The sequence below is a fragment of the Candidatus Cloacimonadota bacterium genome (assembly GCA_020532355.1).
Taxonomy (GTDB): domain Bacteria; phylum Cloacimonadota; class Cloacimonadia; order Cloacimonadales; family Cloacimonadaceae; genus UBA5456.
In genome coordinates this window covers 1-23,032 of sequence record JAJBBD010000124.1, presented here as the reverse complement: position 1 = coordinate 23,032, position 23,032 = coordinate 1, and the positions used below count along the sequence as shown (strand labels likewise).

Sequence of the window (23,032 nt, the reverse complement as noted above, 5' to 3'; positions counted from 1 at the left end):
CTTATGCTTTAGGTAAGGATTAGCTATGCTTACTCCCGAGATACTCCCTCGACATAAGATAATCTCTACTTGAATACTGGGTAAGAACAGCTTAAGGCAATAGGAGTAATACCGTTGATTAATAGGAGCATGGGGTAGGTCTCATACTAAAATGGTGGAAAGGCGATAAAAAAAGCACACAATGCTGTTGTTTCGTGCAAAAATCTGCTAAATATGGATGAGCAACGGTCTCTGAGTGGAAATACCATCCCCAATGCTCAGGCGCATTGGCAAAGAAGAATGCTTGTCTGGATGTTGTTTTTATTATGCTATCTTACCATAATTCGATAGGCGGAACTATTGCATCTACATTACTATCAGATACCCAGTTTCTGACACGCCACACGAGCTGCTTCTTGATGGGCGGTTTTTTTGGTATTACCTTTCCCAAGGCAACTCAGTTTGTTGCCCAATCGCACTTCCACGGTAAATACTTTCTGATGCTCTGGTCCATCCTCACTTATAGTAACATATTTGGGAGGTTCTTGGTTTCTACCCTGTAAATACTCTTGCAAAATTGATTTGTAATTTACCAGCTCATCACGGGTTACAGTTTCCTCATAATCCACAAGAATATGATTCTTGATAAAGCGAGCGGCGGCGGCGATGCTGCTATCCAAATAAATGGCGCAGATCAGTGCTTCAACGCTATCGGATAGAATTGAGGGTTTTTCGGCTCCTCCAGAGGCTGCTTCTTCAGGGCTTAACAGCAAATATCTGCCCAATTCCAAAGTGTTTGCCTTAAGAGTAAGATATGTTTCGGAAACAATTTTAGATTTAAGCTTGGAAAGCTTACCTTCTTGCTCGTTGGGATGTTTGGCAAAGAGTTCTTTAGATACCACAAACCCCAAAATACTATCGCCCAAAAACTCCATGCGTTCGAAAGGAGAGGGCATTTTATGGTCGTTAAAGTGTTTTCTAAGGTAAGATTTATGGGTTAAGGCAGCTTTTAGTAAAGTACTGTCCTTAAAGGTGTAATCCATTCGTTTTTGCAGATAACTTAAGCTTTTTTCCCATTTGGGATAGCTTTCCGGCATGCGTTTGCCGCTAAAATAATCCAGAATTTGAGAGATTATTTTTTTCAATGGTTGACTCATTTTTTTGTTTAAATAAAGCCTTTCCTCCGAAATGTTCAAAAGAAAAGGCTTTACAATTATATTAGCTAATCACTATAGCGAGTTATTATTACTGCGCTGTTATGCCCCCCAAATCCTAACGAGTTCGAAAGAGCTGCATTTACTACTTGTTTTGTTGCGTTACCTACGGTATAATCCAAATCACAATCTGGATCTGGATTGCTTAGGTTCATTGTAGGATGGATGATGCCGTTTTCGATGCTTTTAACGCATACAATGGCTTCTATACCGGCGGCTGCACCCAACATGTGTCCCACCATAGATTTGGTAGAGTTTATTTTTATCTTATAAGCACGGCTGCCAAAAGCGGTTTTTATAGATTGCGTTTCACCTTTGTCATTAAGAGGGGTTGAGGTACCATGTGCATTTATATAGTCTATATCCTCGGGCTTAAGTCCGGCATCTTCGATCGCCATCAATATTGCTCTGGCACTACCTTCGCCATCTTCAGTTGGAGCGGTAATGTGGAAGGCGTCTCCAGATGCGCCATAACCTGCGAGTTCGGCATAAATTTTGGCACCGCGGGCTTTGGCGTGTTCCAGTTCTTCCAATACTAATATTGCCGCACCTTCACTCATCACAAATCCATCACGCTCTTTATCGAAGGGACGGGAGGCGGTTTGAGGATCGTCATTGCGAGTAGATAGGGCACGCATAGAGGAAAATCCACCTACTGCCAATGGCGTTACAGCTGCTTCGGTACCCCCCGAAATTACGATATCCGCATCCCCATATTGGATGGAGCGCAAGGCGGTACCCAAAGCATGATTGGCACTGGCACAAGCACTCATCACATTAAAGTTGATGCCTTTAAAATTATGCTCTATACTAATATGCGCAGCAGCGATATTGCCAATCATTTTGGGAATAAAGAAGGGGCTTATGCGACGGGGTCCCAGAGTATGACACTTAACACACTCTTCCTCAAAAGTAAGTATGCCACCTATTCCAGCTCCAGTGATTACTCCGGTACGATCAGGATCGTAGTTGCCTGGTTTTAAATCTGCATCTTTTACTGCTTCGCGGGCAGCAATTAAAGCAAATTGAGTATATAAATCTAGTTTTCTGGCTTCCTTGGCTTCAAAATGCTCTTCGGGTTTGTAGTTCTTTATTTCTGCTGCAATTCTAACCGGGAGGTTGTCTGTATCAAAACGGCTAATCAAACCAACGCCATTCACTCCTCCAATGAGACTGTGCCACGTTTGTGTTACATTATGACCAACGGGGGTAATAGCTCCGATTCCAGTTATAACTACTCTTCTCTTTTGCATATATTCCTCTATAAATCTACTTATACCGGATATCCGGTTTTATTGCGCCACATTTGCCTGAATCTTCAGCATGGTGAGGTTTCAGACCAAGGCGAAACTTCAAAAAAAAGTGGAACCAATCCTGATATCAATGCTATCAGGATTGATTCCCGGGATGTGCTCGATTATCCCAGTTTCTCTTTGAGATAATCGATGGCTTGGCCAACGGTACGAAGTTTATCCTGATCTTCATCAGGAATGGTCAGACCAAATTCATCTTCAAAAGCCATTACCAGCTCAACGGTATCCAATGAGTCGGCACGAAGATCTTCGATGAAATTTGCTTCAGGAACGATTTGGGATTCTTCTACTCCCAATTTGTCCATTACGATCTGTTTTACTTTTGCTTCAATATCCATTGTTCCTCCTATGTTATTGAAGAGATTTATTTCTTTCTCTTGCAGTACAAAACTTGCTAATTGGTTTTACCCGTATTTAGTGCATGGTTAAGCCACCGTCTACTGCTATCGTTTGCCCAGTAATATAATTACTATCTTCTGCCGCCAGAAACATACATACTCTGGCTACATCTTGCGGAGTGCCCATTTTACCCAGTGGAATTGCCTTGCCATATTCTGCTCGCACTTCATCGCTAAGGCTGGCAGTCATCTCTGTTTCTATAAAACCTGGGGCTACAGCATTTACCCTCACATTTCTTGAGGCAAATTCCTTAGCACAGCTTTTGGTAAAAGCTATTAATCCACCCTTGGATGCAGCATAGTTAGACTGACCCGCATTGCCCATAATTCCAATCACGCTGGCGATATTCACAATGCTGCCTCTGCGTGCTTTCATCATATACTTAAATGCTTTCTGAGTGCAGATAAAGGCACCCTTAAGGTTGATGTCCATTACCAATTGCCACTCTTCTTCTTTCATCCTTAATACCAAGTTATCTCGCGTTATACCAGCATTGTTTATTAGTACGTCTATTCTTGCGTGATCCTGAGAAACCTGTTTAAAAAGAGCCTCCATGCCCTCAGCATCGGTAACGTTACCTACATAACCAAATGCTTCGCATCCAGTCTCCTTTATCCGTCGGACAGCTTCTTGTACCGCTTCTGGGGCGAGATCTATTATTATTACTTTCCCCTTTGCTTTGGCAAAACGCTCTGCAATAGCAAAACCTATGCCTCGAGCACCTCCGGTTATGAGTATAACGGTATTCGAAAAATCGTACATTACATATTCCTTATTATTAAGATAGCTGAGTGGATTGAATCTTATTCATTTTATAACTTGCTTTAATTCAACAATATCCACTTTGCGATCAACTGAATATACTGTTACTTCTTTGTCAATGTTCTTTATCATGCCGCTCAGAACTTTTTGAGGTCCGAACTCTATAAAGCGAGTTACTCCGGCATTTACCATGTATCTAACGGAATCTACCCAGCGAACAGGAGAAACAATCTGGTTACCCAGTTTTTGGCGGGCAGTATCACCATCTGTAGATGCCACGGCATCCAAATTTGATACCACCGGAATTTTGCCGTTTTTAAAAGTAAATTTTGCCATTTCCGCAGTTAGCCATTCACTGGCTTTTGCGATTAGGGGGGTATGGAATGGACCTCCAACTACAAGTGGTAATACTCGCTTGGCACCTTTTGCTTTCGCCAGTTCACTTGCTTTGTTCACTCCGCTTGCGGCTCCAGAGATAACAGTTTGAATAGGGGTATTATAGTTAACTGCTTGCACCAAACCGGTGGCATTTGCTTCCATGCAAATCTCGTTTACTGTAGCCGGATCTAATCCGATTATTGCAGCCATGGCAAAGGGGATATCACCAACGGCTTTGATCATGAATTCTCCCCGCTTGTGAACAATGTGCATGGCATCTTTAATACTTAGAATGCCGGAAGCGACTAACGCTGTGAATTCGCCTAAGGAATGCCCAGCCACAAAATCGGCACAAATATCAAATTCCTTTTGGAATTCGTGCCAGGCACAAACACTATGAAACAGAATTGCAGGCTGAGTGAGATGCGTTTGTTTCAATAATTCTTCTGGACCTTGGCTCATTACTTTGGCAAGTTCGGTATCATGGGAGTTGTCAAAATCTTGCAATATATTGAGCAAGCTATGGTTTTCGCTTATAAAATCTGTAGCCATGCCCACATATTGGGCGCCCTGACCAGGAAATACAAAGGCTGTTTTCATAATTGATTCCTAATATCTGGCTAAAATGCTACCCCAAGTGAGACCTGCTCCAAATGATGTAAGCAGCATGATATCTCCGCGACGAATCTTTTTTGCCCGTATGGCTTCATCAATAGCCAGCGGAACAGTGGCAGATGAGGTGTTTCCATACTTATGGATGTTCACGATAACTTTATTTATTGGAACCTTCATTTTGTCGGCTAAAGCCTCAATGATGCGCAAATTAGCTTGATGAGGAATAACCCAATCCAAATCTCCACTACTAAGATGATTGCGTTTCAGCAATTCATCCGAAGCAGCGTACATCGATTTTACGGCACTCTTAAAGATGCGGTTTCCTTCCATATAGACTGTATGTTGATTGGCATCTACGGTTTCATGGCTGGCGGGCAAGCGAGATCCACCGGCAAGCTGGATCAGATATTCACCTTGAGAGCCATCTGCATCTATTTTGCTATCGATTATGCGGGAAATATCTGTGGGCTTAGCCCTAGATACGATGGCTGCCCCAGCGGCATCACCAAACAGCACACAAGTATTGCGATCGGTCCAATTAGTGATTTTGGTTAGAATTTCTACGCCAAGCACCAGAATATTCGTTGCAGCCCCATTTTCAATATATTGGCGAGCAACATCACAAGCATAGATAAAGCCGGTACAACCAGCGGATACATCAAAGGCAGGAATACCTTTCAAACCAAGTCTTTTTTGCAATACACAGGCCGTTGAAGGGAAGGGATGGTCTCCAGATATCGTGGCAACGATAATGGCATCAATCTCTTTATATTTCACCTTAGAAGCTTCAATGGCATTAATTGCTGCTTGGTAGGCAAGATCGCTGGCAGCTTCTTCCGAGCTTGCGATATGGCGTTCCACCATACCGGTGCGTGTACGGATCCATTCATCGGATGTTTCCACCATTTTTTCAAGATCTTTGTTTGTAAGAATCTTAGCTGGAGCAAAGCTCCCAAAGCTCGAGAATTTTGCGTAGTAGTTTCCCATTACAACCTCTCAAAATAGTCTCTTGTGTTTTCCACAAAACCAGATTCGGCTATGCGTGCTCCGAAGCGAATCGCATTTTTCATCGCCTTGGCATTACTGCGTCCATGCGACACAACTGAGATCCCGTTTAATCCCACCAACAAGGCTCCGCCGTATTCGGTGTGATCCAGCTTTCTTTTGATATAGCTATAAACAGGGTAGGAGAGGATCGCTCCCAATTTGGCAACCCAATCTTTGTTGATCTGTTCCTTTAGGATTTGAAAGATAGAAAACCCGACTCCTTCAATGGTTTTTAGCATTACATTACCCACAAAACCATCGCATACTATCACGTCTGTAATGCCGGAGAGTACATCTTTCCCTTCGATATTACCCTCAAAAAATATATCCTTACTCTCTGCCATTAAGCGATGTGCTTCTTTGGATAATTGGTTTCCCTTAGCGCTCTCTTCTCCTATGTTTAGCAGGCTTACTCGTGGCTTGGGCACTTTAAAGAAGTATTCGAAATATTTGGATCCCATGATGGCAAATTGCATAAGATTTTGTGCGTCACAATCTACATTAGCGCCAATATCCAAAATGATTTCATGTCCCTTTTGAGTGGGGAATACTCCAGCAATTGCCGGCCTTAACACGTTCTTCATTCTGCCCAAAGTAAGCAGCGAGGCACTCATCATGGCACCGGTATTTCCTGCCGAAATTGCTACATCTGCATCGCCGGATTTGTGCAAAGCAATAGTGCGCACCAGAGATGAATCGCGCTTACTGCGCACAGATGCAGCAGCACTGTCTCCCATGGCAATCGTTTCGGATGCATGTTCAATTTTGATGCGGGCAGAATCGTAGTAGTATTTGCTAAGTTCATGAGATATTATCTGCTTATCTCCAACCAGTATTATCTCCTGGCATAATTCTTCTCTGATGGCAAGAACGGCACCCTCAATTTCAGGAAGTGGTGCCGCATCGCTACCAAAAGCATCAAGCGCAACGCGCAAATCTATTCCTTAACAGCTAAAATTTGCTTACCACTGTAGGTGCCGCAGTTATCACACACATGGTGAGAACGAGTAGGCTCCCCACATTTCTGACAAGTGCTAAAGCTCGGTGCTCTTAAGGCATCATGCGTTCTACGCTTATCTCTGCGGATTTTTGAAGTCTTTCTCTTCGGTACTGCCATTTTATTTCTCCTTTTGGCTAATAAAATAATGAACCTGATTCAATAATGACTTGTAACTGCTAAACACACAAATCAGGAATCAACTCTCTTTTCAACTTTATGTCAATCTGAACATGAACTTAAAACAAGCTCTTTTTGTCAATCAAAATAGTTTACATCTTGAATTAATAGCCTCTAATACAGTTAGTTACAGTAGCGCTTGCCGCAAATGGAATTTGATCCTTTCGATAAAAAATTCGCTTTACGGTCAAGCATTTTAGGGAATTTCTGCTTTCATAATATGCTCAGAATCTATTTCTCGGCTTTCCACTTATATGCTGCAAACTTCTATCTAACCCGTTTCATGAGATGCCATGCCCATTGTTTTTACTCAATTTTCCCTCATTATCTCCTCATGCGATGAGGGCGAAATGAGGAGAAATAGAGCAGGGCAAGAGAGAATGGATTGGGTGTGAGGGTAGAATAATTATCAATAACTAAGATGGTGTGTCGCCAAAGTCTTTCTTGACAAAATTGAGCCCGTATAAAAGAATATACTCGTTTGGGAAAAAGTATGAATTATAAGCTAAAACACACTCGAAAGATAGTCCTTGCTTTCATCATCATACCGGTGGTGGTGCTAATCTTAACCGTCGTATCTATTGCGATTCGGCAGAATATGTTCGAAAAGCGCTTTCATTTTCGCACCGATCTGGAAAATGCCATAGGTGTATCTGCGCAGACCCCTGTATTGTTTAAGGGTTTCGAGATAGGCCGCGTGGATCGGTTTGAGCTTAGTGATGACGGTAAAATTGAAGTGGATTTTTATGTTCTAAAACGCTATCGCCATCTCATGGTAGAATCCAGCGTGATCTATCGCACCACGATTCCTATTGCCAATAAGACCTCTTTAGAGTATGTTCGCTCACAATCAGAAACCAGTTTATTGGAAGAAGGAGGCTATATTCCTTCAACTGATTTTCCGGAAGGAAGGTCGTTACTAAAGGTACTTTCGCCCAAAAGTAGTGATCCCATAGCGATGATTGTGGAAAACATCGGGTTGCTTACAACCGAGATCAACAAAGACGATAATGCCGATAAAGGCGTCTTGATGAGAATATTGGTAAATGCGGCTAATGCGGCGGAAAAAGCTGATATTACGTTAGATTTGCTAAATCAGAATTTGCGTGAATTGAACAAGATTACGGCAAACCTAAATAGTGATCACAATCCAGATGCTGGAGTGGTACTGCGCATTGTAAACAATATTGCCGATATAAGTGAAAGTATCTCTGGGCAAACGGCAGCTATCGAGCAACTGATTTCCACAGCCAATCTTGCTGCCTCAAATTATGCTAATCCCGATAGTTTAATTCTTAAGATGCTTGATCCCCAAGGAGATGTGTTGATAGCTCCTCTCAGCTCATCGCTGTATGCTCTTAGTGGTTCATTGCAGGAGACAGAAAAGATCTTGGGTAGCCTTTCCCGCTCCAATCCAGAATTATTATTAATGATAAACAATCTGAATGAGGTATTGGAGAAGGCAAACAAAACTCTTGAAGCTTTGAATAACAATCCGCTTCTACGCAAAGGGATAACTCCCTCAAAAATTCGCGCATTTTCCCCAGAGGGTAGAATTGGCGAGGTGCCGAGTGAAAACTAATATTGTTTGTGGCTTAGCACTATTTTTGCTTATTGTGAGTGCTTGCTCGCGTCCTCCCAAAGTTGTTCAGGCTCCAGCAAAGGCCGCCGCCGATGCAACCTTGCGCTTGGCACAAACGCTAGAATCTCAACATCGGTTTGGAGATAGTCGGCAAACATATCAATCGGCTTTGAATCAATATCGCAGTTTTGGAGATTTACGTGGCTCTGCCTATGCCTTGGCGGGCTTAGCCAGAGCAGCATACGCCAATAACAATGAAGAATCTTATCATAGGTTTCGAGAAGAATTAGAGGCTCTAATCAAGCATGGGGATCCGGAGGCTGCGTATGTGCCGTTACTCTTGGATTTGTATATTTATAACAGCAACGAGAACTACGCAAAGATTAAAGAATTAGCCAACGATTCTTACGATTACGACATCCATAACCGCATCCAGATTCTAACCTATGCCGTGCAAGCCGATACATACTTAAATCCAGGTTTTATCAGCAGTTCTGCCAAAGATCTTGAGCGCCTGAGCAGAAGATATCGAGGCACAATCAGAAAAGATGTGTATGCAAATCCCACAGTGTTATCTGCTGCCCTTTATGCGTTGGCATATCACAGCTTTGTTTTAAAAGAATATCCTGAAGCAGAAAAACTAATATCTGAAGCTGAAGATTTGGATTCGAGATACGAAAACTTCCCTGCTTTGGGTTATGATTATTGGTTGCGTGCCAATATATTGGAGAATAATCGCCAGCGAGACGAAGCCAAAGCGGATTACATACGCGCTCAAGGAATATTTACTCGCTTTGAAAACACCGAAATGCTGCTTAAAACAGAGGCGGCACTTAAGAGGCTCAAAGGAGAATAAGTAATGAATATGAAAGGTAAAAAAGCCCTGGTTTTGGGAATTGCAAATAAACACAGCATTGCTTACGGAATAGCCAAAAAGCTTAAAGAAGAAGGGGTCGAAATAGCTATCGGCTATGCCGGACATGCATTAGCAAAAAGAGTACACCCCATTGCCGAAGAATTAGGCGTGGATTTGGTGTATGAATGTGATCTCAGTAAAGACAATGATATCAAAAACATGATGAGCCTATTAGCCGAGGTTTGGGATGGATTGGATTATGTGGTACATAGCGTTGCCTATGCTCCTTCCAGCGATCTGAATATTCCATTTCACCATATCAGTCGGCATGGCTTTCTAACGGCAATGGATATATCGGTATATTCGCTTACTGCTGTGGCAAGAGAAGCGGAAATATTGATGAATCCAGGCTCTTCAATAATTACCTTATCTTATTACGGCGCACAAAAGGTAGTTCCAAACTATGGAGTTATGGGGGTAGCTAAGGCTGCCTTAGAATCTACTGTGCGCTATCTTGCCCATAGTCTGGGAGAAAAAGGCATCCGCATTAATGCCATTTCGGCAGGACCCATCAGAACCTTGTCTTCATCGGCGATTGGCGGAGTATCTCAGATGCAAAAACGTATCGAAAAAACAGCCCCCCTCTCCCGTAATATTGAACTGGAGGATATTGCTAAAACAGCCCTGTATCTGCTTTCAGATTTGGCTTCCGGAGTAACCGGAGACATTGTCTTTGTGGATGCGGGAAGCTCGATTATGGCATATTAGTATGAAACTATTTACAAATGCCTCCCTGCCCACTTCATCTGCCGCTTTAAAGAAAGTAAACGTTCTTTTCGATAGGTCAATAATCAAGATTTCTGCCGATGAGATTGTAAGCGAAGAAGAGCCCGAAATAATAGACCTCAAAGGGAAAATCCTCTTGCCTGGAGCGGTTGAGGCTCACAGCCATATTATCGATAGTAAAAAGTCTATGAAAGATAAGCTTACACTTGCTGGGAAGGCTGCTATTAAAGGCGGATGGACAACTTTGGCGGAAATGAGTTACCACACTGAGGAGCCTATCTTTGAAACTTATAACCTGAAAGATCTCATAAAAAAACTCAAAGGCGTAATCTATACGGACATGGCTTTTTGGGCTCATGTGGATGTAAACGACTATCCTTACTATGCAGAATCTGCTCAGGAGCTTTGGGCTAAAGGCGTCGTTGGCATTCTGCTAATGACACCCTCACCCAATGATGCCATTAACGCCATGAGCTTTACCGAGATAATGGATCTTTTTATGGATATCTACGAAAGCGATACAGAGTTTGCCTTTCAAGGTTTTGACGTAGATTCATATTCGGAATATTCTTACTCCTCACAGATGGATGGGATCAAAAAGGTATTGCGGAGAATGCAGGAAAACCCTATTCACATTCCCCGCGTTAGTTCATTTCAAATTATCGAGTTTATAAATTCAATCTCAAAACGTAGCGATATATCTTTTGCCCTGAATATGACAGATTTAATGCACCTTTTAGAACCTCAAGCTTTTCCGGTGCGATGGCAGACAGATTTTGCCGATTTTCAGAATGAAATCTTTGATCTGCTGCGCACTAACAAAATATACATGCTGTCAAACTGTCCTGGGAATGAGAACTTCCCCGACGAACTATTTAGGGGTAATCCAGTTGAACAGATGGAATATAGCTATTTGTGGGTGCTTTCAGAATTGTGGAAAAAACGTAAGGTCCCGCTTGCTACATGCCTAAAAATGTTGAGTGAGAATCCCGCAAAACGCTTGGGAATCTATCCTCAAAAAGGTTGTTTGAACGCTGGATCAGATGCGGATTTTGTGATCTATAATCCCAATCTTACTACTAGTATTGCCAGCCCCAACGGCACGCCAATTGAGCTTGCCGGAGCCTTTGAACAAGTCTGGCTAAAAGGGCAGCTCCAGTCTTCCAAACCATCTCCCAAGGGTGAGTTTATAGCACGCTCAAAATCACCCAAACGCCGCCATAACAACAGCACCTGGATATAATAACAAACAAGGATACAATATTATGTACAAAAACCTGCTTTACCTCAAAGCAGCCCTGGAAAAGCATCCCGAATTGAAGTATGAAATTGAGCAATCGGATTGGGAGACGGATTTCCTGCGCTTTTACCATAGTCAAACCAATTACAATATTAGCAAAAATACCCAAAGCATAGGTTGCTCTTTGCATAAAGGGAAAAGGCAATATAGCTTTGAAATCGACAGCCCGGATCCAGCAAAGATTGATACAGCTCTTTCTGAGGCTTTGTCAATCATCGATTCTCTGCCGGAAGACCCAGACTTTGTGGATGTGGAGGATGACAAAACCCTCGCTCCCTTGCGCAACATAACAAACAACATCAAAGCGATCAGTCTGGAGCAGAAAACTAGCATCTTGGGCTCTCTGGCTAAAAGTGCAGCAGAGTATGATTTTGAGCTGTTTGGCACCTTTATTTGCAATTACATCCAAAATCGCATCATCAACAGTAATGAAGTAGACAAATCTTCTACTCAGTCTCCCATCTATTTAGAGGTGAAGGCCGTGCATACCAAGAATCAGGTTACTGTGTTAGAAACTTTTGGTGGTGAAGATTTTATCCTTTTTGATCTGGAGAAGTTCCGTGCTCGACTAATAGACAAAATAGTGCATGCCTCAAATCCGGTGATCGACGTTGAGCCCGGAGAATACGAGGTAATTTTAGCGCCTCGCTGCCTGGCGGAATTTTGTCATTATCTCAGTTATGGCATGAGCGCCCATGCTTTGGATCAACACAGCAGTTATTTTGAGGATAAATTGGGACAACAGGTGTTCCCTGCAGCTATTAGCATTACCGATGATCCCACAGATACCGAAATGATTGGAAAGGATTATAGCTCATCGGGGCACATCTACAAAAGCCTTCCGCTTATTAAAAATGGAGTATTTAAAGCCTTCCTCTGCAATCAATACTACCATCATAAGCTGGGACTACCCAAGAATGGGAACGAAGCATCTTGTCTCAAGATTGCTACCGGGAAAAGCAGTTTGGAAAATATGATTGCTTCGCTAAAGAAAGGTTTATACATCTCAAGTTTGCACTATATGAACTTCATAAATCCACGGGAAACCTCACTCACGGGACTTACCAGAGATGGCACTTTCTTGATTGAGAATGGCAAAATTACTGCTGTGGTGAACAATCTGCGCTTCACGGAGCGCATATCACGCATTCTGGAAAACGTGACCGAGCTGGAACAAGAAGCTTACACCATCCCCTTTTCCGATAATTATGGCAGCTTTTCGATAAGTACTTCGAAAGCTCCCCATGCAAAATTGTCGAGCTTCAATATAAGTTCTTCCACCAAAACTATTTAGGATTTCGTTATGGAACAAAAGATAAAAAACATCATCGCCAAATTGCAAAGCCCGGATATTACTTATGCGGATGTTCGTATCACTTTTACGGATTTTGAAGATATTACTTTTATTAATGGCAACTTACGCAATTATAGCAGTTCGAAAGAATCTCCCGCACTGGGTATAAGAGTCCTGATGGATGGCTGTTTTGGTTTTGCGGGCTCGCGTGATCTTAGCGAGCGCTCAATTGAAAATATGATTAAAAGAGCCAAACTTAATGCTACGCAAGGTGCTAAATTTCTAAAAGAAAGAGTATCCTTTCCCGCATTGATGCCCACAATCGCAGAGTACTTCCATCAACCGCAGATAGATCCCTTCAAAATGCCCAAGCAGGAAAAAATAGACTTCTTACAAAAGCTTGCTGATGCCATTAAACCCCAAGGGAAAATAGTTCATTCTTATGTTTCCGCAGAGTTCGAATGTCAAGAAAAGTACTATGCCAATACGGAAGGCAGCTACAGTCATACTAAAGTTATTAATACTTTACCTGTAATGGATGTGATCGCAGCTGATGGCGGGCAGATTCAATCACGCACCTGGCCGGGTCATATGAGTGCTGGCAGAGCAGGATTTGAACTGTTTAATGATCAAAAATTCATGCAGAACACAGAACGCATCAAAAAAGAAGCCATAGACCTGTTAACCGCTCCGGTAATTACGGAAGATAGGGCTGATATTATTATTGGCGGCGGGCATTTGGCACTACAATTACATGAATCTGTTGGGCATGCCACCGAAGCTGACCGCATTTTTGGCCAGGAAATCTCGTATGCGGGCAAAACCTTTGTTAAGCCTTCGATGCTGGGGATTTTTAAATATGGCTCGGATATTCTTAATATCTACAGCGATAGTACCGATCCTCGTGGCATGGGTTATCATCCTCTGGATGATGAAGGGGTGCCAGGGAAAAAAGTTGACATCATTAAAGATGGCATCCTCAGAGATCAGCAAAGCTCTCGTCATATAGCTCATAAACTGGGCTTGCAACCTTCTTCAAACATGAAGGCTGCTTTTGCCGACGACTTCCCTTTGGTGCGGATGACTAATCTCTGTATTGCTCCTGGAAAGGGTAACCTGAATGATCTGATACAAAACACAGAACATGGCTACTATCTGGACTTTACGAAGACCTGGAGTATAGACGACAATCGTAACAATTTCCAGTTCACCACAGAGATTGGCTACAAGATTAAAAATGGCGAAATTATTGGAATTGTAAAAGAACCAACATACTTTGGAATCACTCCGCAATTCTGGAATGCCTGCGATGCCATCTGCGGCGAAGAAGAATGGGCATTTCACTCTACTTTCCATTGTGGCAAAGGAGAACCGGGACAGATCATGCGTCTCTCTCATGGAGTGGCTCCCGCAAGATTCAAACAAATAAATGTAAGCGTAAAGATGTAGCTTTGTAACCCTAAAATACTGCTTCTTTATCGATATAGCTAAACCAACTTAAAGCAATAGCTTAAGCGTTACATTTCAGCTCGGTGTTGGATTTAGGATACAAGCTCAAGGGTTAGATGGCAATATTTTCCTTGCCATATATCAAGCCCCGCATAATGTTGCTAAAATCAAATGAGATATGGAGGTAGAGATGATATCCTTATACCTTGTAATAGTGTTTGCCATTTTTGTGGTTATTTTTATAGCCCGTGGCATCATCGTGGTGCGTCAGGCGGAAGTTGTTATTATTGAACGTCTCGGCAAGTACTACAAAACTCTTCCCAGCGGCTTGCATATAGTAGTTCCCATCTTCGACAAAATGCGTCCTATCCATTGGCGTTATAACAAGACCGATTATCGAGGGAATGTAGTAGTGGCGCAAAGAGTTGAAAACCGCATCGATTTGCGAGAAAACGTTTATGACTTTCCCCGACAGAATGTGATTACTTCGGATAACGTCTCTATGAATATCAATGCTTTGCTATATTTCCAGATCACCGATCCTTACAAAGCAGTTTATGAGATTGGAAACCTGCCGGAAGCCATCGAAAAGCTTACTCAGACCTCGCTACGTAACGTGATTGGCGAGCTAACTCTGGATCTAACTTTTACCTCGCGTGATTCAGTTAACTCCAAATTGCGCAATATTCTCGATGAAGCTACCGATAAATGGGGCGTTAAGGTAAACCGCGTGGAACTGCAAGAGATTCAACCTCCGGAAGAGATTCGCAACGCTATGGAAAAACAAATGCGGGCAGAACGCGATAAACGTGCAAAAATTCTTACTGCCGATGGCGAAAAGGAATACCAGATCCGCGTAGCAGAAGGTGAAAGACAAGCTAAAATTGCTCGTGCCGATGGTGAAGCCCAATCCAGACTTCTGGTAGCAGACGCCGAACGCAAGTCCATCTTACTCGTAGCCGAAGCCCTTAAGGATTGCGGTGCCGATCCCGCTCAATATCAAATTGCCCTAAAGTATATTACTGCCTTTGAAGGATTGGTACAGAAGGGAGATAAAACCGTTGTGTTGCCCTATGAATCTTCTGCCCTTTTGGGTTCAGTAAAAACGATGGCAAATCTCTTTGGTAAAGAAGGATAATTGATATTAAGGATAGATGGGGTGGAGTAAAATCCATCCCCTTTTTTTTGATGTTTCAGACAGCCCTGCCCCGGAGATACTCAAAAGCCTTTTTATCATGGACATAGAGCGGTACCACAGACAATAATTTGTACTGTCAGAGAGCGCTGCACATCCATGTATTGCAGATTATTTATGCACGAGATATAGGTTTGGTGGGCTTTTTTGATCGTAGCTATGCCCACCATCACACGTGTAGTATTGGGCTCCGCCCCATGCCCAGATGATTCAACGGTCTTTTTCATCGTGCCAATTAAGCCTATCCGATCCTACTGCTTAAAGGAAGGATTAGAAATGCTTCACGTTACTATTATCCAGTATCTGCGGGAGAATCTCAGGATAAAACTAGGCTAATACATACTTGATGCCATGGGGGCATAGATGGCTTTACCAGATAAATTGATGTGACCAGCATTACAAAGAAATAGAGTGGTGAGTGGGTATGGAAACAATAGTTTTTGGCTTTATCCCTGATACTGGGTGCTCTTTGCTTTTTCCTTGACCAAAACAGAGTCCGAAAAATCCTCGTTAATAGAGAATTATCATAAATTTGGAGTGTAAATGCTTAAACTTGAACTTGATATCGATTTACTTAGCCGGGCTCGCTTGGCTGCCAAGCATATTACCGGAGATTTTAGTCGGTTATTTGCCAGCCACAGCTCTGTTACTATAGAGCGTACCGTGCTGCGTTTTATGGGTATCGACGGCGCTACGGAAGACGGCAAACCATTACCCAATGTGCTTGTAGATTCTTTGCAAAGTTTTGGTGCCCTTAGCAAGGGAGCTGCCGTATGGGTAGCAAATGCTATGCACCACAAATCTTTAGGCGCACAGGAAGTTGCAGAAGCGGTTGCTTTGGGGGAGCTAGATCTTACTGCCTTACCAATGGCTTCAGCAAAAGAAATTTACCCTATTCTGGATAAACTTTCAGATGCGATGTTGCAACACATTGCTACTCAAAGAGCACGCAGAGATACGCTTTTTGCCAAATATGGTGAGCGAAATAAACCCGCTATCTATGTAATTGTAGCTACCGGCAATATCTATGAAGACGTTACACAAGCAAAAGCAGCGGCACGAGAAGGTGCAGATATTATCGCCGTGATTCGTTCAACTGCCCAATCCCTATTGGATTATGTTCCTTATGGTGCTACCACTGTTGGCTTTGGGGGAACCTATGCCACTCAGGAGAATTTCCGCATAATGCGTAAAGCTCTGGATGAGGTATCGGAAGAATTGGGACGCTATATCTGTCTTACAAATTATGCATCCGGACTTTGTATGCCGGAAATTGCAGCGATGGGAGCCATTGAAAGGCTGGATCTGATGCTGAATGATGCCATGTATGGCATACTCTTTAGGGATATCAATCCTAAGCGTACCTTGTTGGATCAGTATTTTGCCCGCATGATAAACGCCTATGCTGGAATTGAGATCCAAACCGGAGAAGATAACTATCTTACTACTTCGGATGCCGTGGAAAAGGCATATACGGTAACGGCATCACAGCTTTTAAATGAAAGCTTTGCCCTAATGAGCGGAATTAAGCCCGAGAAAATGGGATTGGGGCATGCTCACGAGATTGATCCTGAGCTTGAAAATAGCTTTATGTACGAATTGGCTCATGCAATGCTGGCTCGTGAGCTGTTTCCAGATGCACCAGTTAAATATATGCCGCCCACAAAATTCGCCAGTGGGAATATATTCAAGACCCACCTGATGGATGCTATGTTCAATTTTATCGGACAGCTTACCGGACAAGGAGTACAACTTTTGGGCATGATGACTGAAGCAATCCATACACCGCATCTTGTAGATAGGTCTTTGGCTATAGAAAACGCCCAATATCTGTTTAAAGCAGTTAAAGATCTGGGGGCAAATATCCAGTTAAGTCCGGAAAGTTTTGTTAATAAGCGTGCCAATCTGGTATTGAGACAAGCTACAGAGTTTCTCGAAAAAGTTGCTGAAGAAGGCTTATATCAAGCTATGACAACAGGCGAATTTGCTGAAATCAAGCGTCCTGAAAACGGAGGGAAAGGGCTTTCCGGCGTGTTTGAAAGAGATCCGGAGTACTTCAATCCCTTTATGGATAAAATGAAAAAGGAACTGGGACTATGAAACACATCGTAAAACCTTATGGCGATACCCTTAATGATGGTAAGGTACAGCTTTCTTTTGCTTTGCCAGTAAATGCCGATGCCCATGGCAAAGAAGCAGCACGAGTGCTGATTCTTTCTATGGACTTTGATGATGCGGAAATAACGTGTATGAGGGATCTGGGCGAAGGATTTACTCATTTCATCGCCTATGCTACAACCAGAGCCGGCGTGGATACTTCCAAGATCAAGGTGAAAGTAGTGGAAACTCCGGTAATGGACATGGACGCCACCGATGAATTTGTGGCTGAACATCTGAGTAGAACCATCACAGTTGTTGGGGCTTGTATCGAAAGTGATGCCCATACTGTGGGTATAGACGCCATTATGAATATGAAGGGCTACAACCACCGGTATGGTCTGGAACGGTATCAATGCTTCAATGCAATCAATATGGGTGCTCAAGTTCCCAGTGAAGAGCTTCTTGCCAAGGCGCGTGAGCTAAATGCGGATGTGGTACTTGTTTCGCAAGTAGTTACCCAGAAGAATATTCATATCAAGAACTTAACTCGCCTTATCGAGCTGGCGGAGGCTGAAGGCTTGAGAGACAAGATGCTGTTTATTTGCGGGGGACCACGTATCACTCACGAACTGGCAATAGAATTGGGCTACGATGCAGGATTTGGTTCCGGCAGCTATGCCACAGATGTAGCGTCTTACATCGCTATTACCTTAAGTAAATAGTAGGCAAGATGTTATCTTTATTGTTCATGTTGATTGCCTTAGGGATAATGATAACCATTCATGAATTGGGGCATTTCTTGGTTGCTAGGGCTTTTAAGGTAGGAATCGAAAAGTTCTCTATTGGATTTGGTGCACCAATTGCCTCTTTTGAAAGAAAAGGTATTCAATATCGTATCTCATGGATACCCTTAGGCGGATATGTAAAAATGAAAGGCGAAAATCCAGCACAAGACACTTCTATTCAAGATGAGGATGAGTTGTTTAGCCACAAAAAATGGTGGCAGCGTATATTGATAGTGTTTGCAGGTCCTTTTGCTAATCTCATTTTGGGCATGCTGCTGTTTATCCTGGCCTTTAGCTTTCCGCAAAAACTGGAAGACCTATCGCCGGTGATATCTTCTGCTGAGGGAATGTGGGAAGAGCATTTTGCCCCGGGGGATTCGCTACTGGCAGTGAATAACAAGCCGGTAGGTGGATTCAACCGCTTCCTTATAGAAGTTGCATCTGTTGAAGAACCGATAATTACGTATATAAGAGATAACGAGGTATTGGAGCTCAAGATATCTCCTACACAAAAGGATTCACTTATGCGCAGCCTCATTCCTAGAGTAACGGCAGTTATTGGAGAAGTGTTTTCAGGACTTCCGGCATGGAGAGCAGGCCTCAAACCTATGGATAGAATCGCGATGGTAGATAGCGTGGCCGTAGTAGATTGGTACGATATGCGAAGGCGCATTATAAATTCCCCCGATGATGAGGTGAATCTGCTCATTGCACGCGAAGATCAGGTATTTGAGCGTAAAATTAGGCTGGAAAAGAACATTGCCGTAGGGCAAGGGCGCATGATTGGCATTAGTCAATACATGCCTATTACAGAAAACCTTCAATATAGCCCAGTAGAGGCAGTTAGGCTAGGCACGGTGTCCTCGATTAATTTTGTGTTTATGAATTATGGAGCATTATTTAATCTCATCAAGAACCCTTCTCAGCTTAAAAGTAGTGTGGGTGGACCCGTAATGATGGCTTCAATGAGCAGTGAAATGGGGAAAAGGGGTGTCAGCAGTCTCATTCTGTTTTTTGGCTCCATCAGCCTTATCCTTATGGTAATGAACCTGCTACCCATCCCAATCCTTGATGGAGGGCAAATCCTGTTTGCTATTATCGAAGGATTTTTGGGAAAGCCTGTACCGCTGAAGGTGCAAGAAATATCACAAAGAGTGGGCTTTGCTCTCCTCATTTTCCTGATGTTATACGCCTTCTATTCTGATATCTCAAAATTGCTGTTACGCTTTATCTATACGAGGTAGCATGCCGTTTAGCTTTACATTACAAGCCACCGCAGGCAAGGCGAGAGCAGGTGTGATTAATACTAATCACGGAGAGATCTTAACACCTGTATTTATGCCGGTAGGAACCTTAGGAACCGTGAAAGCGATGAGTCCGCAGGAACTGATGGATACCGATGCACAAATCATTTTAGGTAACACTTACCACCTCTATATGCGACCTGGGCATGAATTGATAAGAAAAGCAGGGGGACTGCATAAATTCATCAATTGGCAACGCCCGATGCTTACCGATAGCGGAGGATTTCAGGTGATGAGTCTGGCAGCCTTGCGCAAGATTACCAAAGATGGAGTTAAGTTTCGCTCACACATAGACGGTTCTTTACATTATTTTACCCCCGAATCTGTGATGGAGATACAAGAGGCATTGGGTGCAGATATCATCATGAGTTTTGATGAATGCCCGCCTTATCCCGCAACCCGGGAGTATGTGGAAAAATCGCTTAAAACCACAATAAAATGGGCAGAACGGGGCTTAAAAGCCCACAAAAACCACCATAACCAAGCATTGTTTGGCATCGTTCAAGGCGGGATCTATAGTGACCTACGTGAAAATTCTGCTCTTGCTTTGATGGAGCTAGACTTTCCAGGTTACTCAATTGGCGGGCTAGCCGTTGGTGAGCAAAAGGCAGATATGTTTCGCATCACAGAGTTCCTCAACGACATTTTGCCTAAAGATAAACCACGCTACTTGATGGGAGTGGGTACACCAAGTGACTTATTGAACAACATAGCCAGGGGAGTGGATATGTTCGATTGCGTAATGCCCACCCGCAATGCCCGCAAGGGTTCAATATTCACTCGGCATGGTAAAATGATCATCAAAGCTGCGCGTTATAAAGAGGATTTTAGCCCAATTGATCCTGAATGTACCTGTTATGCCTGTACTCATTTCAGCAGGGCATACATTCGTCATCTCATCACTATGAATGAGATTTTGGGGATGAGGCTTGCCACCATCCATAGTTTACATTTCTACCAAGAATTGATGAGTATGGCAAGAATCGCTATCTTCGAGAATCGGTTTACCAAGTTTTTAGATGAGATGTTGCCAGTATTAGACCGCATAGTCGATTGAGCAATCTTATGAGTAAAATGTTGTGGATCCTTGTTCTTGTGTTTATCTTGATGCCTAAAGCAGTATCGGCTCAAGCACCACAAGAACCACACTATCGTGCATTTAGAGAGCACCCGCCTTTAGTCTCTGCCGATATGCGACGTCCGGGATTCTGGATCAGTTTGCACCCCAATCCCGATTCTCTATTCATGGATGCAGTGCAGATAGATGAGTTCAACAGACAAATCCAGCGTAAGGGCGATATCGGACAGATTGAGCAAAGCTCCCCAATTATCCGTTCCCAAAATCTGAAACGCAACATTACCGACTGCTTTAACATGGCAAAAGCGAGTGGCAAATTCAGACAGGATGGAAGCCCCACAGATAAGTCTTTTTGGCAGAGGATACGCAATTTGTGCGATATATCCGCCATTAAAGCTATAAATAATTGCCGTTTTGCCTTAGCCATTCGCTTTACAAATCAAAGACTAATACCTTGTGCCGAAATCATTACCGAGCAAGCACTCGATTTGGAATTCGATTGCCTACAAAATAGCGGGTTCGACATTGCTGAGCCCATTGTGATATATCACGAATCTGAGGATGGTGAATGGGTCTTTGGGGCAGGAAGAGCTTCTTCAGGATGGTTTTGGCGTGATGACCTTGTCTTCGTTGACCGGATTGCTTGGCTACAGTATATACAGGCTTCAGATTTCGTTGTAAGCATTTGTGACAAAAGTGATTTGTATTTGGATTCTTCCTGCCGAGATTATTATGGGCTTATCAGACTGGGCAATAAGCTTCCTCTGCTTTCTGTGCATGGTGATTTGTGCGAAGTTTTGCTTCCCAATGGCAATAGTGCATACATCGCCAGCCACGATGTACATCATGGCTTTCTTCCCTTCAATGCCCGCAATGTTTATGAATTGGCGTTTTCTACGCTTAATGCTCCTTATGGATGGGGAGATCTGAATGCCGAGTATGATTGTTCTGGATTTATCAAGCAGCTTTTTCAGTGTTTTGGCATCTATCTTCCGCGTAATGGAGGTGCCCAGTACAAAGCGTGTAATAGTCTTTATGAGTTTGCTGAAGGCGATAATCCCGAAATACGAGAAACCATTATTGCCCAAAAAGCGCTGCCCGCTCAAACCGTTTTGCGTATGCCTGGGCACATCATGCTATATTTAGGCTCAGTGGATGCCAAGAGTTATGCTTTGCATTCACTTTGGGGCATTCGTAGACCGGTTAGAGATGCCGAAGATGAAGTAATAGCTCCGGCAAAATCTATAGTAAGTGATCTCAGTTTAGGTGATGGCAGCAAGCGCAAATCTCTGTTGTTACGCCTTACAGGTTTGGGTGCAATCTACTATGAATGAAAAAGGAAACACCATGATAAAACGAATATTTGTTTTGATTATACTGGTTATCACCGTATATTCTGCTCTCTTATTTGCTAAAGCCCCAAAAAGCTTCAACCTTGAAACAGACCGTCTGCCAGAGGCTTCGGGTATTGTCAGGTCTTTGCGAAACAATCAAGTGCTTTTCAGCCACAACGATTCCGGTGGCGAGGCGTCTGTATTTGCAATAGACACAAGGGGTAGATTGGTTGCAGAGATTAGTTTGGACGGCATTAATAATAGAGACTGGGAAGAAATTGCCACTTGGAACGATCCTAAAACTCAAATTCCCTATATCTTTATAGGTGAGATTGGCGATAATAATGCACGCTACAAGCAACTTTCTTTCTATAAGTTTCCCGAGCCGGAGCTGACAGATAGCCTCCTTATTGTAAAGGATATTGAGAAAATAGACTTTGTGTATGAGGATGGTCCGCGAGATGCCGAAGCCTTTTTTGTAGAGCCCCAAAGTGGTGATATATATATCATTTCAAAACGTGAAGAACAAGTGGGAATATATCGGTTAGCCTATCCGCAAAAAAGTACTGAAATCCTTATAGCCGAAAGGCTGGGGCAAATGCAACTAAACTGGGTTACAGCAGCCGATATCTCACCTAATGGCAAGTACATACTGGTTAAAACTTATGCGGGAATTGTCCGCTTCAAACGTTGCCGAAGCATCTTGCATACATTGACAGGGCAGGGCAGAAACATGCCTTATCAGGTTGAACCGCAAGGAGAAGCAATCTGCTTTGATGCCAGCGGCAAAGGATACTTTTGTTTAAGCGAGGCAGCAATGGAAAGCCCTCAGATTCTTTACTACTACAAATAGTCAAACCGCTCAGATAACCTGATAAGTAAAATACCACTAATCTATCCGAAACGGCATTCATGGCTTAACAGAGTATAATTGTATCTTTTCAAGACTGTTTTCCAGCTCATCTGAGATTATAAGCAATAGAATCACCAATGGATTCGCACCCTTTTGTCTCCCCATGTATTAAGCATAGATTACGTATAGTTCAAGCTGAGATACTCCTGTAAATACAAGACAATCTCAGCTT

21 protein-coding genes are annotated in these 23,032 nt (G+C 43.0%); 13 read left to right on the top strand and 8 right to left on the bottom strand.

Features of this window, described 5'->3' with window-relative positions:
• Positions 1 to 356: 356 nt before the first annotated feature.
• The 8 genes from rnc to rpmF form a co-directional block, all read right to left on the bottom strand.
• A complete protein-coding gene (gene rnc, locus LHW48_04475) occupies positions 357 to 1,124 on the bottom strand; it encodes a ribonuclease III (protein MCB5259716.1) in 768 nt (255 codons plus the stop codon).
• 77 nt (positions 1,125 to 1,201) lie between these two features.
• Positions 1,202 to 2,446: a beta-ketoacyl-ACP synthase II gene (fabF, locus tag LHW48_04470; GenBank protein ID MCB5259715.1), complete on the bottom strand. Its 1,245-nt coding sequence runs from the start codon at positions 2,444 to 2,446 to the stop codon at positions 1,202 to 1,204.
• A gap of 164 nt (positions 2,447 to 2,610) precedes the next feature.
• A complete protein-coding gene (locus tag LHW48_04465; protein ID MCB5259714.1) occupies positions 2,611 to 2,844 on the bottom strand; it encodes an acyl carrier protein in 234 nt (77 codons plus the stop codon).
• Positions 2,845 to 2,920: 76 nt separating this feature from the next.
• Complete coding sequence (fabG, locus tag LHW48_04460; GenBank protein ID MCB5259713.1) at positions 2,921 to 3,667, bottom strand: 3-oxoacyl-[acyl-carrier-protein] reductase; 747 nt, start codon at positions 3,665 to 3,667, stop codon at positions 2,921 to 2,923.
• 45 nt (positions 3,668 to 3,712) lie between these two features.
• Complete coding sequence (gene fabD / locus LHW48_04455) at positions 3,713 to 4,645, bottom strand: ACP S-malonyltransferase (protein MCB5259712.1); 933 nt, start codon at positions 4,643 to 4,645, stop codon at positions 3,713 to 3,715.
• Positions 4,646 to 4,654: 9 nt separating this feature from the next.
• A complete protein-coding gene (locus LHW48_04450) occupies positions 4,655 to 5,647 on the bottom strand; it encodes a ketoacyl-ACP synthase III (protein ID MCB5259711.1) in 993 nt (330 codons plus the stop codon).
• Positions 5,647 to 6,642 (bottom strand): phosphate acyltransferase PlsX, encoded by a 996-nt coding sequence (plsX, locus tag LHW48_04445; GenBank protein ID MCB5259710.1) that lies wholly within the window; start codon positions 6,640 to 6,642, stop codon positions 5,647 to 5,649. Before plsX ends, LHW48_04450 begins: the two co-directional genes overlap by 1 nt.
• A 2-nt stretch (positions 6,643 to 6,644) precedes the next feature.
• Positions 6,645 to 6,824, bottom strand: a complete 180-nt coding sequence (gene rpmF / locus LHW48_04440; protein MCB5259709.1) for a 50S ribosomal protein L32 — start codon at positions 6,822 to 6,824, stop codon at positions 6,645 to 6,647.
• Between the two features lie 553 nt (positions 6,825 to 7,377).
• Here rpmF and LHW48_04435 point away from each other — a divergent pair.
• The 13 genes from LHW48_04435 (at position 7,378) to LHW48_04375 (ending at position 22,800) form a co-directional block, all read left to right on the top strand.
• Positions 7,378 to 8,466 carry an MlaD family protein gene (locus LHW48_04435; GenBank protein MCB5259708.1) on the top strand — a complete coding sequence of 363 codons (1,089 nt, stop codon included), beginning with the start codon at positions 7,378 to 7,380 and terminating at the stop codon, positions 8,464 to 8,466.
• Positions 8,456 to 9,322, top strand: a complete 867-nt coding sequence (locus LHW48_04430) for a hypothetical protein (protein MCB5259707.1) — start codon at positions 8,456 to 8,458, stop codon at positions 9,320 to 9,322. Before LHW48_04435 ends, LHW48_04430 begins: the two co-directional genes overlap by 11 nt.
• A gap of 3 nt (positions 9,323 to 9,325) precedes the next feature.
• The gene (locus LHW48_04425) at positions 9,326 to 10,090 is read left to right on the top strand and encodes an enoyl-ACP reductase (GenBank protein MCB5259706.1); all 765 of its coding nucleotides are present in this window, start codon (positions 9,326 to 9,328) and stop codon (positions 10,088 to 10,090) included.
• Between the two features lies 1 nt (position 10,091).
• A complete protein-coding gene (locus LHW48_04420; protein MCB5259705.1) occupies positions 10,092 to 11,351 on the top strand; it encodes an amidohydrolase family protein in 1,260 nt (419 codons plus the stop codon).
• Positions 11,352 to 11,373: 22 nt separating this feature from the next.
• Positions 11,374 to 12,702 carry a TldD/PmbA family protein gene (locus LHW48_04415; protein MCB5259704.1) on the top strand — a complete coding sequence of 443 codons (1,329 nt, stop codon included), beginning with the start codon at positions 11,374 to 11,376 and terminating at the stop codon, positions 12,700 to 12,702.
• A 9-nt stretch (positions 12,703 to 12,711) separates the two neighbouring features.
• The gene (locus LHW48_04410) at positions 12,712 to 14,151 is read left to right on the top strand and encodes a TldD/PmbA family protein (GenBank protein ID MCB5259703.1); all 1,440 of its coding nucleotides are present in this window, start codon (positions 12,712 to 12,714) and stop codon (positions 14,149 to 14,151) included.
• A 190-nt stretch (positions 14,152 to 14,341) separates the two neighbouring features.
• Positions 14,342 to 15,289, top strand: coding sequence for an SPFH/Band 7/PHB domain protein (locus tag LHW48_04405; protein MCB5259702.1), 948 nt, complete (start codon positions 14,342 to 14,344; stop codon positions 15,287 to 15,289).
• A 600-nt stretch (positions 15,290 to 15,889) separates the two neighbouring features.
• Complete coding sequence (locus LHW48_04400; protein MCB5259701.1) at positions 15,890 to 17,446, top strand: lysine 5,6-aminomutase subunit alpha; 1,557 nt, start codon at positions 15,890 to 15,892, stop codon at positions 17,444 to 17,446.
• On the top strand, positions 17,443 to 18,168 hold the full coding sequence (locus tag LHW48_04395; protein ID MCB5259700.1) for a cobalamin-dependent protein: 726 nt from the start codon (positions 17,443 to 17,445) through the stop codon (positions 18,166 to 18,168). The genes LHW48_04400 and LHW48_04395 overlap by 4 nt, the downstream gene beginning before the upstream one ends.
• A gap of 8 nt (positions 18,169 to 18,176) precedes the next feature.
• A complete protein-coding gene (rseP, locus tag LHW48_04390) occupies positions 18,177 to 19,475 on the top strand; it encodes an RIP metalloprotease RseP (protein MCB5259699.1) in 1,299 nt (432 codons plus the stop codon).
• 1 nt (position 19,476) lies between these two features.
• Positions 19,477 to 20,592 (top strand): tRNA guanosine(34) transglycosylase Tgt, encoded by a 1,116-nt coding sequence (tgt, locus tag LHW48_04385; protein ID MCB5259698.1) that lies wholly within the window; start codon positions 19,477 to 19,479, stop codon positions 20,590 to 20,592.
• Between the two features lie 8 nt (positions 20,593 to 20,600).
• Positions 20,601 to 21,947 carry an SH3 domain-containing protein gene (locus LHW48_04380; protein ID MCB5259697.1) on the top strand — a complete coding sequence of 449 codons (1,347 nt, stop codon included), beginning with the start codon at positions 20,601 to 20,603 and terminating at the stop codon, positions 21,945 to 21,947.
• Positions 21,948 to 21,960: 13 nt separating this feature from the next.
• Positions 21,961 to 22,800 (top strand): hypothetical protein, encoded by an 840-nt coding sequence (locus tag LHW48_04375; GenBank protein MCB5259696.1) that lies wholly within the window; start codon positions 21,961 to 21,963, stop codon positions 22,798 to 22,800.
• Positions 22,801 to 23,032: the final 232 nt, after the last annotated feature.

Excerpts from the sequence above, each read along its gene's own strand:
- LHW48_04450 (MCB5259711.1), bottom strand. The coding sequence starts at position 5,647 with ATGGGAAACTACTACGCAAAATTCTCGAGCTTTGGGAGCTTTGCTCCA.
- fabF (MCB5259715.1), bottom strand. The coding sequence starts at position 2,446 with ATGCAAAAGAGAAGAGTAGTTATAACTGGAATCGGAGCTATTACCCCC.
- LHW48_04415 (MCB5259704.1), top strand. The coding sequence starts at position 11,374 with ATGTACAAAAACCTGCTTTACCTCAAAGCAGCCCTGGAAAAGCATCCC.
- LHW48_04435 (MCB5259708.1), top strand. The coding sequence starts at position 7,378 with ATGAATTATAAGCTAAAACACACTCGAAAGATAGTCCTTGCTTTCATC.
- LHW48_04410 (MCB5259703.1), top strand. The coding sequence starts at position 12,712 with ATGGAACAAAAGATAAAAAACATCATCGCCAAATTGCAAAGCCCGGAT.
- rpmF (MCB5259709.1), bottom strand. The coding sequence starts at position 6,824 with ATGGCAGTACCGAAGAGAAAGACTTCAAAAATCCGCAGAGATAAGCGT.
- tgt (MCB5259698.1), top strand. The coding sequence starts at position 19,477 with ATGCCGTTTAGCTTTACATTACAAGCCACCGCAGGCAAGGCGAGAGCA.
- rseP (MCB5259699.1), top strand. The coding sequence starts at position 18,177 with ATGTTATCTTTATTGTTCATGTTGATTGCCTTAGGGATAATGATAACC.
- LHW48_04465 (MCB5259714.1), bottom strand. The coding sequence starts at position 2,844 with ATGGATATTGAAGCAAAAGTAAAACAGATCGTAATGGACAAATTGGGA.
- LHW48_04395 (MCB5259700.1), top strand. The coding sequence starts at position 17,443 with ATGAAACACATCGTAAAACCTTATGGCGATACCCTTAATGATGGTAAG.
- LHW48_04375 (MCB5259696.1), top strand. The coding sequence starts at position 21,961 with ATGATAAAACGAATATTTGTTTTGATTATACTGGTTATCACCGTATAT.
- LHW48_04380 (MCB5259697.1), top strand. The coding sequence starts at position 20,601 with ATGAGTAAAATGTTGTGGATCCTTGTTCTTGTGTTTATCTTGATGCCT.
- LHW48_04420 (MCB5259705.1), top strand. The coding sequence starts at position 10,092 with ATGAAACTATTTACAAATGCCTCCCTGCCCACTTCATCTGCCGCTTTA.
- fabD (MCB5259712.1), bottom strand. The coding sequence starts at position 4,645 with ATGAAAACAGCCTTTGTATTTCCTGGTCAGGGCGCCCAATATGTGGGC.
- LHW48_04405 (MCB5259702.1), top strand. The coding sequence starts at position 14,342 with ATGATATCCTTATACCTTGTAATAGTGTTTGCCATTTTTGTGGTTATT.
- LHW48_04400 (MCB5259701.1), top strand. The coding sequence starts at position 15,890 with ATGCTTAAACTTGAACTTGATATCGATTTACTTAGCCGGGCTCGCTTG.
- LHW48_04425 (MCB5259706.1), top strand. The coding sequence starts at position 9,326 with ATGAATATGAAAGGTAAAAAAGCCCTGGTTTTGGGAATTGCAAATAAA.
- fabG (MCB5259713.1), bottom strand. The coding sequence starts at position 3,667 with ATGTACGATTTTTCGAATACCGTTATACTCATAACCGGAGGTGCTCGA.